The sequence below is a fragment of the Lysobacter sp. S4-A87 genome (assembly GCF_022637455.1).
Classification (GTDB): Bacteria; Pseudomonadota; Gammaproteobacteria; order Xanthomonadales; family Xanthomonadaceae; genus Lysobacter_J.
In genome coordinates this window covers 151,513-164,941 of the sequence record NZ_CP093341.1, presented here as the reverse complement: position 1 = coordinate 164,941, position 13,429 = coordinate 151,513, and the positions used below count along the sequence as shown (strand labels likewise).

The window sequence follows — 13,429 nt, the reverse complement described above, 5'->3', positions numbered from 1 at the left end:
GGTGGTGTCAAGGATGGGACACCAAGGATTCGAAGGCCGACGCACCGACATGCCCCTCTCCGACATGCGCAATGCGGCGATACGTGGACTCAGGCCGTCCCCTGACGACCTCGACGCGGACCCGTCCCGCGCCACGGCGGCTGACATGACGGGCGGAATGTTACCAGACTGTTAAAGGGCCGTACTTCTGCGTACGCCCTTCCCTTCGCCCGGGCACCGGTCGGCACCCGTCCCTCGCCCACAGGGGGAGAGGGACAGGCCACGAAGCGGCCAGCAAGCGTGCTCAGGGCGCCGCGCTGACCTTCACCGCCGGTACGAACGGCTTGATCCCCAGCGCCTCATGGATCTCGCTGGGGTAATACGCCGTGGAGCCCTTGATCACCAGCGCCACATTGCGAATATCGGCGATGTTGACCGTCGGATCGCCGTCGATAAGCACGATGTCGGAACGCTTGCCCGGCGCCACCGAGCCCCGCTCGGCCAGCGTGCGGGTGTACTTGGCGCCGTTCCAGGTGGCCACCTGCAGGGCCTGGGAGGGGGTCAGGCCGGCCTGCACATACAGCTCCAGCTCGTGCTGCAGGGTGAAGCCGACCATCTCGTCGGTGCCGGCCACCATCGGCACGCCGGCCTTGTAGGCGCGACCGACGAATTCGACCATCTTGGCGTAGGAGCGGTTGTAGCGCTGGGCGGTGGCGTCGTCGGGGATGTTCATCTCGGCGGCGCGGCGGCCGCGCTGGATGTCCGGCGGCAGGTGGTCGGCGACGTCGGCCACGATCGGCGACATCTCGCCGTTGCGCTGGTGCAGGAACTCGAACGTGGCCAGGGTCGGGTCGATCACCACCTGCTTGGATGCCAGCGTCTGGATGAAGTCCTGCACCGGCTTGCTGTCCAGGTCCAGGCCATCGGTCTTTTCAGCGGGCAGGTAGAACCGCGCCAGCGTGCGCGTATCGGTCTTGTCGTCGACGAAGAAGTTCAGCATCAGCTGGTTGATGTGCTGGATCTCGTCGAAACCGTCGTCGACGACGTCCTGCGCGCGCAGGAATGCCGGCACGTGGCCGCTGACGCGCATGCCCTTGGAATGGGCGTAGGCCACCGTGTCCTTGAGGATGTCCTTGGGGAAGGAGTTGTAGATCTTGATCTGCGGGTAGCCGTGCTGGGCGTACCAGTCGACCGCCTTCTTCGCATCGTCGAGGTTCTTCACCACGAAACCGTTGCGCGCGGAGTACTTGCTCTCGCCTTCGATGAAACCGGCGGGAACCACGTCCGGCGACATCAGCGTGCCGTCCTTGATCTCGCCGAGCATCTGCTGCAGCGTGGCGTTGTCGTTGCCCATGTCGCGCACGGTGGTGACGCCCGCTGCGAGGTTGAGCCCGCCGTCCCAGCGGCCGACGTGGCCATGCATGTCGAACAGGCCCGGCAGCAACACCTTGCCGCCGGCGTCGATGATGTTGGCGGCGTCGACCTTGCCACCCTTGCCACCCTTGCCGCCCTTGCCGGCCGCCGTCACCGAAACGATCTTGCCGTCCTTCACCAGCACATCGCTGGGCTCGCCCAGGCGCGCGTGCTCGCTGTCGAAGACCCGCGCATTGCGGATCAGCGTGGCGCCGGCAAGCGGATGGCCCAGGCGCTTGGCGAGGTCGACCAGCGCTTCGGCCTCGGCCTGCTTCTGCCGGGCCTCGAGCGCGTCGGCGCCGCCCTGGCAGCCGTCTTCGATCAACTGCAGGAAGCCCGGATAGATGTAGGCGAACAGGCGCGGGCTCGCATCGGTGGTTGCCCACGCGAACGTCGGCGTCAGGCCGACGCCGGTGACGGCGACCAGCTGCACCGGGCGCTGCGTCGCGCCGCACTGGACCTGGGCATCGGCGACCTTGCGCGAGGTCAGGGTGCCGCTCGGGATCAGCGGCAGCTTGCCGTCGGCGCGCTTGGCCAGGGCCGCCATGGCCACCGAGAAGCTGGCCGGCGAGCCGCCGAGCGGCGAGTACAACGCGGTGCCGGACACCGTCTGGCGGCCGTCGTCGGATTTCGACTTCCACTCCGCCTGGTCGCCGTTGCGACTGAACGTCTCGTCGATCGCCGCACCGAAGGTCGACGTGCCCTGGACTCGGTAGCGGGTGTAGGTACCGTCCGCGGCCAGGGTGTACTCCTCCTTCAGTTCCGGGCCGCGGCCGTTGTCCTTGAAGATGAAGTCGACGGCGTAGCTGCCGTCGTCACGGTGGGTCACGACCTGCTGGCCGGCCTGCTTGCCACCGTCGACCAGGGCGACGTAGCGGACGGTCTCCGCGGCGAGGACCGAGGCGCTGAGCCCGACGAGACCAAGGCCAAGGACGAGGGTTCGGGTCAGTGCGAGGCGGGTCGGGTTCATGCAGGTTCCCTGTGTGGCGGAATGTCGGAGGTAGCCCGGGTAAGCGCAGCGCACCCGGGGTCCGGTGTCCGATGCCGGTTCCCCCGGTGCGCTGCGCTTACCCGGGCTACGGGAGTGTAGCCAGCCTTTGCCAGTCCGGGCCGTTGCCCTGCCCATGCCTTTCGTCAGGGGTACCCAAGCCCCCCATCGGGTAGGCTGCGGGCTCCCTTTGACGAGGTTTCAGTCCAATGAAGCACCCTCTCGCGCTGGCCCTGGCCGTGGCATTGAGCGCAACCGCCCCCACCTATGCCAAGACCCCCAAGGCAGATACGTCCGTGAGCGCGCAAGCCCCGACGCCCAACAGCGTGAACCCGTTCTTCAGCGACAGCCCGCTGCCGCTGCACTACCCGCAGTTCGACAAGATCAAGGACGCCGACTTCGCGCCCGCCTTCGACGCCGGCATGGCCGAGCAGTTGAAGGAGATCGATGCGATCGCCAACAACACGGCGAAGCCGACCTTCGACAACACCATCATCGCGATGGAAAAGTCCGGTCGCACCCTGACCCGCTCCACCACGGTGTTCTTCAACCTGGTCGGCACCGACACCAATCCGACCCGCGAGAAGCTGCAGGCGACCTACGCGCCGAAGTTCTCCGCGCACCGTGACGCGATCAACCTCAACGCCAAGCTCTTTGCGCGTGTGAAGGCGCTGTACGACACCCGCACCACCCTCGGCCTCGACGCCCAGGGCGTGCGCCTGATCGAGCGCTACTACACCGACTTCGTCCGTTCCGGCGCCAACCTGTCGGAAGCCGACAAGACCCGCACCAAGGCGATCAATTCCGAGCTGGCCGCGCTGGGCACCAAGTTCAGCCAGAACGTGCTGGCCGAAGTGAATGCGTCAGCTATCGTCGTCGACACCAAGGAAGAGCTCGACGGCCTGACCGACGAGCAGATCGCCTCCGCCGCCGAAGCGGCCAAGGCGCGCAAGCTCGACGGCAAGTACGTCATCGCCCTGCTCAACACCACCGGCCAGCCGCCGGAGGCATCGCTGACCAACCGTGCCGTGCGCGAGCGCCTGCACAAGGCCTCGATCGCCCGCGGCAGCCGCGGCAACGAGTACGACAACACCGCCATCGTGTCCCAGGTCACCAAGCTGCGCGCCGAACGCGCCAAGATCATGGGTTACCCGAACTACGCGGCCTACGTGCTTGAAGACGAGACCGCCAAGTCGCCCGAGGCAGTCAACAAGATGCTCGGCCAGCTCGCCCCGGCTGCCGTCGCCAACGCCGAGCGCGAGGGTGCCGACCTGCAGGCGATGATCGACAAGGAACAGAAGGCCAAGGGCCAGCCGACCTTCAAGCTGGAGCCGTGGGACTGGTCGTTCTACACCGAGAAGGTGCGCCAGGAGAAGTACGCGTTTGACGAGTCGCAGCTCAAGCCGTACTTCGAGATGAAGAACGTTCTGGAGAACGGCGTGTTCTACGCTGCGGGCCAGCTGTACGGCCTGAAGTTCAAGCAGCGCACCGACCTGCCCAAGTACCACGCCGACACCTGGGTGTACGACGTGTTCAACGAGGACGGTTCGCAGCTGGCGATCTTCATCTTCGATCCGTACGCGCGCTCGTCCAAGCGTGGCGGTGCGTGGATGAACTCGTACGTCGACCAGTCCGGCATGACCGGCTTCAAGCCGGTGGTGGCCAACCACCTGAACATCCCCAAGCCGTCGGAAGGCAAGCCGACGCTGATGACCTGGGATGAGGTGACCACGGCGTTCCACGAGTTCGGCCATGCGCTGCACGGCATGTTCTCGAACGTCGAGTACCCCTACTTCTCCGGCACCAGCGTGCCGCGCGACTTCGTCGAGTACCCCTCGCAGGTCAACGAGATGTGGGCTGACTGGCCGTCGATCCTGGCCAATTACGCCAAGCACTACCAGACTGGCGCGGCGATGCCGAAGGAACTGCTCGACAAGGTCCTGGCCAGCTCGAAGTTCAACCAGGGCTTCGCCACGACCGAGTACCTGGGTTCGGCGATGCTCGACCAGAACTGGCACCAGGCGACGGCGTCGCAGCTTCCGGCTGCAAACGGCGTGATGGGCTTTGAGGCCACGGCGCTGAAGAAGGACGGTGTCAATTTCTACGCGGTGCCGCCGCGTTACCGTACGCCGTACTTCAGCCACATCATGGGTGGCTACGCGGCTGGCTACTACGCGTACATCTGGTCGGAAGTGCTGGACGCGAACTCGGTGGAGTGGTTCAAGGAAAATGGCGGTCTGTCGCGCAAGAACGGCGACCATTTCCGCCAGTCGCTGCTGTCGCAGGGCGGCAGCGTCGATGCGCTGCAGCTGTTCCGCAACTTCGCCGGCCACGATCCGAAGATCGAGCCGCTGCTGGAGAAGCGTGGCCTGACCGCGACTTCGGGTTCCGAGGCGACCGGCAAGGCTGCCAAGAAGTAAGTCGCTCTACGCGATGGTGGTACGAAACCGCCCGGGGTGACCTGGGCGGTTTTTTTTTCGCCTGGTGATAGGCCCCTCTCCTGCTTGCGGGAGAGGGTTTGGGGTGAGGGCCACCGAAGACCACCAAGCACAAGGCAAGCGGGCTACGGCGCAACCCGGCTGAGTTCGAGGAACATCTCGCGCGCCAGCACGCCCTGGTCGGGCTGGTCGATGAAGAAGCCCTGTGCGCCCAGTCCATACAGCTGCATCGCCTCGGCCACGACCGATTGCGTGACGCCGCCAGGCGTCTGCGCCAGGTACGTTTCCTCGGCCCGCAGCGTGTACGGGTGCACCTGCAAGCCCGCCTTCAACGCCCAGCCCAGCATCGGATGAACCAGGCCGGTGCCCTGCCCGGCCAGTTCGGCCTTGCCGTCGCCGTTGGCATCGACCGGCGGCGCGAGCGGCTGCCGCGGCAGCAGGTTGCCCTTCCACGGGCCGACGCCCCTGGCGTAGTTGGCCTTCATCCACTGCAGCACCGGCTCGGTGGCCAGCGCGCCGTAGCGCGTTGCCGTCGACAGCCCACCTTCGACCTGACCAATCAGCCCGCCGTAGAGGGCGCTCATGTCGCCACCGTGGCTCGCGTTGTAGACCACGTCGTAGGGGCGCGCGTCGTTGAAATCGTCGTACAGCTGCACCAGTGGCAGATCGATGCCGGCAGCCGGCATCAGCTTCTTCTTCAGTTCGATCAGGTTCTCGACCTCGAAGCTCTGCACGTAGATGCGCCTGGGGTCGGTGAACCCCTCCGCCACCAGCGTCTCGACCAGTTTCGCGCCCAGCGAGATGGCAACAGGACGGCCGTCGAGCCGCTTGCCCTCGCGTGCGAAGTAGGTCGGATGCTTGGTTTCGGGATAGATGCCGACCTTGCGGCCATTGCGGCTCTCGCGCTTCACCAGCGCGATGACTTCGGCCAGGGTCGGGATCGTGTACATGCCGTCGAAGCGCGTGTTGGCCGGGCGGATCGCCGGGATCCGCTCCTTCGCCCGCAATGTCTTCAACTCGGCTAGCGTGAAGTCCTCGGTGAACCAGCCGGTCATCGTGACGCCATCGACGACCTTGGTGGTGCGGCGAGCCGCGAACTCGGGGTGGTTGGCCACGTCGGTGGTGCCGGCGATCTCGTTCTCGTGGCGCGCGACCAGCACGCCGTCGCGGGTGGCGACCAGATCCGGCTCGATGAAATCGGCGCCCTGGCGAATCGCCAGGCGATAGGACTCCAGCGTGTGCTCCGGGCGATAGCCGCTGGCGCCGCGGTGGCCGATGACGATCAGGCCCTGATGATCAGCTCGGTGATCAGGTCGGTAGTTGCGGTCGGGGGTGCTCACGGTGCGAGCATCGGGTGCGCCGGCATCCTTGGCAACCGCGGTGGCGCAGGCGGTGCCGAGCACGAGCAGTCCGGCAATCGCGAGGAAACGGGCAAGCTTGGGGCGCAGTGCAGGCATGGGACGGTCCTTGTGCGATGGGGAATCCGGCTCCCCCATGCAGCCGGCCGCGCGATGGTGACCGCCGCAGGTTGCAATGCATTGACCGTTTCGGGACACGCCAGGTCGATGCGCCGTGGAGAGGCGTGCGCCGCCTGTCCATGGAGCGGCCGCCTCACCCTGGCGAAGGAGCCACCGGCACCGGTGCGAACGTCGAGTCCGGCTCACGCAGCAATGCCTTGCGCACGGCGCGGGCATCGTCCGGCTCCAGCTCCACCAGAATCTCGACCTCGCCCGACACCAGCGTGGCCACGGCAATGCCGTCGCGGAACGCAATGCGCGAACCGGCCAGGCGCGGCACCTTGGTTCCAGTGAGCACGGTGCCGAGCAGGTTCAGCGGATCGACCGCCGACACGCATACCAGCGCGCCGTCGTGCGGTCGCTGGCGAACCTGGCGCATCAGCCCGATGGCCTCGGGCAGCGCGAATTGCTCGCCCGACAGGCCGGCGATGAAACGGCCGCCGCGAATCTCGCCGCGCGCTTCCAGCCGGTGGTAGACACGCACCAGCTCGCGCCACGGCGGCAGCCACGTCGCCTCGCGTTCGAGCAGGCGCCAGCAGACGACGCCGTGGCGACGCAGGAGCACCCGCGCGATGTGCTCGACATCCTCCGGGTCGCGCTTGTCGCTGCCCGGAGGGCGACGGATCAGCGCCCAGCGGCCGGCATCCTCGATCCCGAACAGCGCCGCGCGCCGGCGACGCCCGCTCTGCGCGCCGGGACGCTTGGACGCCGGCACCAGCAGCGCGCGCAGGCCGGCATAGCTGTCGCAGTGGATGCGGCCGCGCGCGACCAGTTCGGCCAGCGCGTCCTCCAGCTCGGTGCGCAGCAGGTGCGCGCCGGTGACGAGTTCGTCGAAGAACGAGGCACCGTGCTCGGCCAGATGGTCGAGCACACGTTGCGCGCGCGTGGACAGCGCTTCGTCGGCGCCCACCGGCGGTGCCAGTCGTGTCCAGGTCGCGGCATCGCGACGCGGCAGCAGGACGATGGGCGTGCTGCGGACCGGCGTGCTGCCGCGCGCGGCATTGGCCTCGTTGCTGCCGGCACGCAGGCGCGTCCACAGCGTCCGCCCCGACGTGCACAGGTCGTCGAGCCACGAGATGGAGTAGTCGCTGACGCGTGCCGGCAGCAGTTCCGATTCCCAGGACGATGCCGGCGCCTCGAAACCCTCGAGCTGCGACAGCACGCCCACCAGCGCCTCCGGGCCCTGGACACGGACCGACGGTCCGACGCGCTGCCAGTCGAAGGCGAAGCGCATGAAGTCGCGCGGCGCCAAAGGTTCGATCTCGCGGCGCAGGCGCCGCAGCGTGTAGCGATGGATGCGTGCGAGCAGGTGGCGCTCGCACCACTCGTCGGCATCGACGCCGGGGGTGAAGCGGCCCTGCATCACGTAACCTTCGCTTTGCAGGCGCAACAGGGTCTGCTCGACATCGCCGCGCGGCAGCGACAAGTCGTCGGCCAGCACCTGCACCGGCGTCGGGCCGAGTCCGGTCAGTCGCGAGCGCAGCAGTTCGATCAGGGCGTCTTCGCGCGACCACGTCTGCCGGGCGAACTCGGCAGGTGCCTCGAGGGACGGGTGCAACCGTGCCTGCGGATACACGATCTGGAGCTGCGGCAGGCGTTCAGCGGCGCACCACAGGTCGGTGCCCTCGTCGACCACGACTGCGACGCCTGCCTTAACACCAACGCCTTTGCCGCCAGCGCCGGAGGCACGCTGCAGGGCGGTGGCGCGGTGGTCTTTCGCCAGCCGTGCGAGCCAGTCGGCCCAGCCGTTCTCGCGCACTTCGCGCGCAGTCACCACGCCCAGGCCCATCAGTGCCTCGTGCATCTCGTCGACGCTGCGCACCTGCGGCCAGGCCTCTTCGCGCACTGCGTCTATCGCGCTTGCGTCGAGGCGGCCCAGATCGTCGGCGCTCTGCGCATCGGCATAACGACGGGTCTGCACGGCCTGGGTCCGGCGCTCCTCCAGCGGTGCATCGTCAAGGAACGAATACGGGCGCGCGTTGAGCACTTCTGCGGCGAACGGCGATGGCGCGCTGAGGTCGCGGGCGACGATCGTGACTTCGCCCGCCTCCATCGCCCGCAGCAGGCGCAGCCAGCCTTCGACATCCATCGCCTCGTACAGGCAGTCGTGCAAGGTCTGCGCAACCAGTGGGTGGTCGGGCACTTCGCGCTCACCGACGAGGTTCTCGGCGCAGGCCACCTGGTCGGGGAACACGGTCGCCAGCAGGTCCTCGGACTTCATGCGCTGCAACTGCGGCGGGACTTTCTTGCCACCGACGAAGCGCGGCAGCGCCAGCGCGGTCGTGGCGGCCCAGCGCCAGCGCACGCCGAACATCGGCGCGTCGAGCAAGGCCTGGATCAGCACGTGCCCGGCCGACGACGAATGCAGGTAACGCGAGACTTCTTCGAGCGGGAAGCTGTGGCTGGTCGACAGCGACAGCACGATCGCGTCCTCGGTCGCGGCCGCCTGCAGTTCGAAGTTGAACTGCCGGCAGAAGCGCTTGCGCAGGGCCAGACCCCAGGCGCGGTTGATGCGGCTGCCATGGGGGGTGTGGATGACGAGCTGGGTGCCGCCGCTTTCGTCGAAGAAGCGCTCCAGCACCAGTGTGTGCTGGCTCGGCATCGCACCGAGCGCGGCCTGCGTGCTGGCCAGGTACTCGCTGACCTGCTGCGCGGCAGCGGCGGGCAGGCCGAGGTCGTCGCGAAGCCAGGTTTCGCTGGCCACCTGCGCAGGTGGCGCCACGGCGACGGCTTCGCCCTCCGGTGGAAGGCTCGCTTCTAGCCGCGAAGCCACTTCCTCGCGTAGGCGCGACACCGCGAACGACAACTCGTCGCTGCGACCGGGCGCCTCGCCCAACCAGAACGGAATGCTCGGCGGCGCGCCCTGGGCGTCTTCCACGCGAACCTTGCCCGGCTCCACGCGCAGGATCCGGTAGCTGGCATTGCCGAGCTGGAAGATGTCGCCGGCCATGCTCTCGATGGCGAAGTCTTCGTTGACGCTGCCGATGAACAACGACTCCGGCTCCACCACGACCGCATAGTCGGCGGTGTCGGGGATGGTGCCGCCGGACATCAGCGCGGTCATGCGCCCGCCCTTGCGGCCTCGCAGCTTGCGGTTGACCGCATCGCGATGCAGGTAGCCGGCACGGATGCCACGCCGGGTGGTGAAGCCTTCGGCCAGCATCCGCACCACTGCGTCGAAGTCTTCGCGCTTGAGCTGCGCGTACGGTGAAGCGCGACGCACCCAGTCGTACAGCGCGTCCTCGTCCCATTCGCGGCACGACACCTCGGCGACGATCTGCTGGGCGAGCACGTCGAGCGGCGCATCGGGCATGACGAGTGCATCGAGTTCGCCGCGGCGTACCGAGTCGAGCAACGCCGCGCATTCGACCAGCTCATCGCGCGTCTGCGGGAACAGGCGCCCCTTCGGCACGCCACCCACGTGGTGGCCGGAGCGACCGACGCGCTGCAGGAATGCGGCGATCGAGCGCGGCGAACCGAGCTGGCAGACCAGGTCGACATCGCCGATGTCGATGCCCAGCTCCAGCGAGGCGGTCGCCACAAGCACGCGCAGCTCGCCACGCTTGAGCTTCTGCTCGGCATCCAGGCGCAGTTCCTTCGCCAGGCTGCCGTGGTGCGCGGCGACGACGTCCTTGCCCAGGCGCTCGCCGAGGTGACGTGCGGCACGCTCGGCCATGCGCCGTGTGTTGACGAACACCAGGGTGGTGCGGTGCTGCTCGACCAGGTCGGCCAGGCGCACATAGACCTGGTCCCACTGGTCGTTGGACATCACCGCGCTGAGCGGTGTCGGCGGCAATTCCAGCGCGAGGTCGCGTTCGCGGGTGTAGCCGATATCGACGATGGTGCAGTCGACTTCGGGCTTTGCGGCGCCCACGAGGAATCGCGCGACGGCCTCGATCGGCTTCTGCGTCGCCGACAGGCCAATGCGGGTGAGCCCACGGCCAGCCAGTGCCTCCAGGCGCTCCAGCGACAGCGCCAGATGACTGCCGCGCTTGCTGGCGGCCACCGCGTGGATTTCATCCACAATCACGCTGCGCACCGTCGACAGCATCGCCCGGCCGGATTCGGAGCCCAGCAGCACGTACAGCGATTCGGGCGTGGTCACCAGGATGTGCGGCGGCTTGCGTCGCGTCAGCGCGCGCTCGGCCTGCGGTGTGTCGCCGTTGCGCACGGCGGTGCGGATCTCGACGTCGGGCAAGCCCATGGCCTGCAGCTCGGCGCGGATGCCGGCGAGCGGCGCCTCCAGGTTGATGCGGATGTCGTTCGACAGCGCCTTCAGCGGCGAGATGTAGACGACCACGGTTTCGTCCGGCAACGCGGCCGTCGGCCCGGTGCCGAACAGCCCGGCGCCGTCGGCATTGGCCAGTCCCTGCCTTATCAGACCGTCGATCGCGGTCATGAATGCGGTCAGGGTCTTGCCTGAACCGGTCGGCGCAGCGACCAGGGTGTTGCGCCCGCTGCGGATCGCCGGCCACGCCTGCACCTGCGCCGGGGTCGGCGCAGGAAATGCCTTGGCGAACCAGGCGGCAACGGCGGGGTGGAATGCATCCAGGGGCATGGCGGGATCGTGTCGCAAGACCGTCTCAGTCCCTGAGACGACGTTCAGGCTGGCGGCCGGAAAACGGCCATGAATGAGAAGATGGGGCCATGTCCGCAGCTCCCAAGAACGCCTCCCTGCACGAAGACGCCGACCGCCTGCGCGAGTGGCTGCACCCGCATCGGCGTGTGTTCGTGCTCACCGGTGCCGGTTGCAGCACCGATTCGGGCATTCCCGACTACCGCGACGGCGACGGCCAGTGGAAGCGCACGCCGCCAGTGACCTACCAGGCGTTCACGATCGATCCGCAGATCAACGCCCGCTACTGGGCCCGCAGCTTCATCGGCTGGCCGCGCATCGCGCAGGCCCGGCCGAACGCCGCCCACCTCGCCCTCGCGAGCTGGGAGCAGCAGGGCCGGCTGACGACCCTGCTCACCCAGAATGTCGATGGCCTGCACCAGCGCGCCGGTAGCCGCCAGGTGATCGACCTCCATGGCCGCCTCGACGACGTGGTCTGCCTGGCCTGCGGCGATCGCCAGCCGCGCGCGGCGATGCAGGAGCAACTTGCCGCATTGAATCCGGGCTGGCTCGATCTGGATGCGGCGACTGCACCGGATGGCGATGCCGATCTGGACGGTCACGACTTCAGTACGTTCCGCGTGCCGCAGTGCGCGCGTTGCGCCGGGATGCTCAAGCCGGACGTGGTGTTCTTCGGCGAGAACGTCCCGCGTCCGCGTTACCTGCAGGCGCAGGAGGCGCTGCAGGCGTCCGATGCGGTGCTGGTGGTGGGCTCGTCGCTGATGGTCTATTCGGGCTTCCGCTTCGTGCGCAGCGCGCACGAGGCCGGCATGCCCATTGCCATCGTCAACCGCGGACGCACGCGGGCCGACGATCTGGCGGGAATGAAGCTCCAGGCCGATGCCGGAGCGGTGCTAGCGGCAGCGATGGCCTGACCTGAACGGCAGGAGCCAGCGGGGCTGGCTCCTGCACGGATGGCAGATGCTTACGCTTCCTTGCCGGCAGCCAGCAGGCTGCTCTTGCGGCCGTAGGCCAGGTAAGCCACGACGCCGATCGCATTCCACAGCAGGAACCACAACTGCGTGCGCTGCGGCAGGCTCCAGAACAGGTACAGGCAGCCGAAGATCGCGATCGGACCGATCACCCACGCCAGCGGAGCGCGGAACAGACGCTTGCGCTCCGGGTCGCGCTTGCGCAGCACCAGCAGGCACACCGCCACAGCGATGAAGGCCGCCAGCGTGCCGGCATTGGCCAGTGCCGCGATCTCGTCCAGGCGTGCCACGCCGGCCAGCGCCGCGACCAGGGTTGCGGTGAACAGCGTGGTGGCGATCGGCGTGCCAGTGCGCGCGTTGACCTTCGACAGGCTGCGCGGCAGCAGGCCGTCACGCGACATCACGAAGAAGATGCGGCTCTGGCCGTACAGGAATGCCAGCAGCACCGTCGGCAACGCGATCACCGCAGCCGCTGCGATGACGGTGGCCGCCTTGCCCTGGCCGAGTTCGCGCAGGATCAGCGCCAGCGGCTCGGGGCTGTTGCCGAACACGGTGTAGCTCAGCGCGCCGACGGCGGCCAGGGCCACGACCATGTAGATCAGGGTGCAGCCGACCATCGAACCGACGATGCCGATCGACAGGTCGCGGCCCGGGTTCTTGGTTTCCTCGGCCGCGGTGGATATCGCATCGAACCCGTAGAAGGCGAAGAAGATGATCGCCGCAGCGGCCATGACGCCGCGCTCCACGCCGCCGGCGTCCATGGACTTGGCGAAGCCGTAGGGCATGAACGGCTGGGTGTTGGCGACGTCGAAATGCGGCAGGGCGATGGCGACGAAGATGCCCAGCGCGATGATCTTGAGCACCACCAGGATCGCGTTGAGGGTGGCGCTTTCGCGCGTGCCCGCCATCAGCATGCCTGCCACGACGAAGACGATGATCACCGCTGGCAGGTTGACCACGCCGCCCGCGTGCGGGCCGGCGGTCAACCACAAGGGCAGGTCCACCCCCAGTCCCTTGAGGAAGCCGACGGCGTAGCCGGACCAGCCGACCGCGACCGTGCTGACCACCAGCGAGTACTCGAGGATGAGGCTCCAGCCCACCACCCAGGCGATGGCCTCGCCCAGCACGATGTAGCTGTAGGTATAGGCGCTGCCGGCGGCCGGCATCATGGTCGCCATTTCGGCGTAGGCCAGTGCGGCGCAGGCGCAGACGATGCCCGCGACCAGGAACGACAGCAGCACGGCCGGTCCGGCGAGGTTGGCGCCGACTCCGATCAGGGTGTAGATGCCGGTGCCGACGATGGCGCCGATGCCCAGGGCGATCAGGTGCGGCCAGCTCAGGGTCGGCACCAGTCGGCGACCTTCCTCGTGGACCGTGACCCGGTCGATGTCCTTGCGCCGGAACCAAGTCTGCATAAAACCCTCGTGTCGAGCTGGCGAATTGGACGCACATAGTGGGGCAAAGCCGGCGGCGATGCGATGTGCACTGCAGCTTGCACGGGATGAGGGGTTGCTGTTGGGCCCCCCTCCTGCTTGCGGGAGGCCGGA

The 13,429-nt window shown here is 67.8% G+C and carries 6 protein-coding genes; 2 read left to right on the top strand and 4 right to left on the bottom strand.

Annotation, left to right across the window (positions count from 1 at the left end; translation table 11 throughout):
- Positions 1-283: 283 nt before the first annotated feature.
- Positions 284-2,362, bottom strand: coding sequence for an amidohydrolase family protein (locus MNR01_RS00755; RefSeq protein ID WP_241919103.1), 2,079 nt, complete (start codon positions 2,360-2,362; stop codon positions 284-286).
- Between the two features lie 227 nt (positions 2,363-2,589).
- Between MNR01_RS00755 and MNR01_RS00750 the strand changes: the two genes are divergently transcribed.
- Positions 2,590-4,800 (top strand): M3 family metallopeptidase, encoded by a 2,211-nt coding sequence (locus MNR01_RS00750; protein ID WP_241919102.1) that lies wholly within the window; start codon positions 2,590-2,592, stop codon positions 4,798-4,800.
- A 143-nt stretch (positions 4,801-4,943) separates the two neighbouring features.
- Here MNR01_RS00750 and MNR01_RS00745 read toward each other — a convergent pair whose 3' ends face one another.
- Together MNR01_RS00745 and MNR01_RS00740 are read right to left on the bottom strand one after the other, a co-directional pair.
- Positions 4,944-6,275: a glycerophosphodiester phosphodiesterase family protein gene (locus MNR01_RS00745; protein WP_241919101.1), complete on the bottom strand. Its 1,332-nt coding sequence runs from the start codon at positions 6,273-6,275 to the stop codon at positions 4,944-4,946.
- A 154-nt stretch (positions 6,276-6,429) separates the two neighbouring features.
- A complete protein-coding gene (locus MNR01_RS00740; protein WP_241919100.1) occupies positions 6,430-10,893 on the bottom strand; it encodes a DEAD/DEAH box helicase in 4,464 nt (1,487 codons plus the stop codon).
- An 89-nt stretch (positions 10,894-10,982) separates the two neighbouring features.
- On the opposite strand from MNR01_RS00740, the gene MNR01_RS00735 reads away from it, so the two are divergent.
- Positions 10,983-11,825 (top strand): NAD-dependent protein deacetylase, encoded by an 843-nt coding sequence (locus MNR01_RS00735; RefSeq protein WP_241919099.1) that lies wholly within the window; start codon positions 10,983-10,985, stop codon positions 11,823-11,825.
- Positions 11,826-11,875: 50 nt separating this feature from the next.
- Here MNR01_RS00735 and MNR01_RS00730 read toward each other — a convergent pair whose 3' ends face one another.
- Entirely contained in the window at positions 11,876-13,297 is a 1,422-nt protein-coding gene (locus MNR01_RS00730; protein WP_241919098.1) for an amino acid permease, read from the bottom strand.
- Positions 13,298-13,429: the final 132 nt, after the last annotated feature.

What these genes read in the sequence shown, in the direction of transcription:
- MNR01_RS00745 (WP_241919101.1), bottom strand. Translation starts at nt 6,275, where the DNA reads ATGCCTGCACTGCGCCCCAAGCTTGCCCGTTTCCTCGCGATTGCCGGA.
- MNR01_RS00730 (WP_241919098.1), bottom strand. Translation starts at nt 13,297, where the DNA reads ATGCAGACTTGGTTCCGGCGCAAGGACATCGACCGGGTCACGGTCCAC.
- MNR01_RS00750 (WP_241919102.1), top strand. Translation starts at nt 2,590, where the DNA reads ATGAAGCACCCTCTCGCGCTGGCCCTGGCCGTGGCATTGAGCGCAACC.
- MNR01_RS00740 (WP_241919100.1), bottom strand. Translation starts at nt 10,893, where the DNA reads ATGCCCCTGGATGCATTCCACCCCGCCGTTGCCGCCTGGTTCGCCAAG.
- MNR01_RS00755 (WP_241919103.1), bottom strand. Translation starts at nt 2,362, where the DNA reads ATGAACCCGACCCGCCTCGCACTGACCCGAACCCTCGTCCTTGGCCTT.
- MNR01_RS00735 (WP_241919099.1), top strand. Translation starts at nt 10,983, where the DNA reads ATGTCCGCAGCTCCCAAGAACGCCTCCCTGCACGAAGACGCCGACCGC.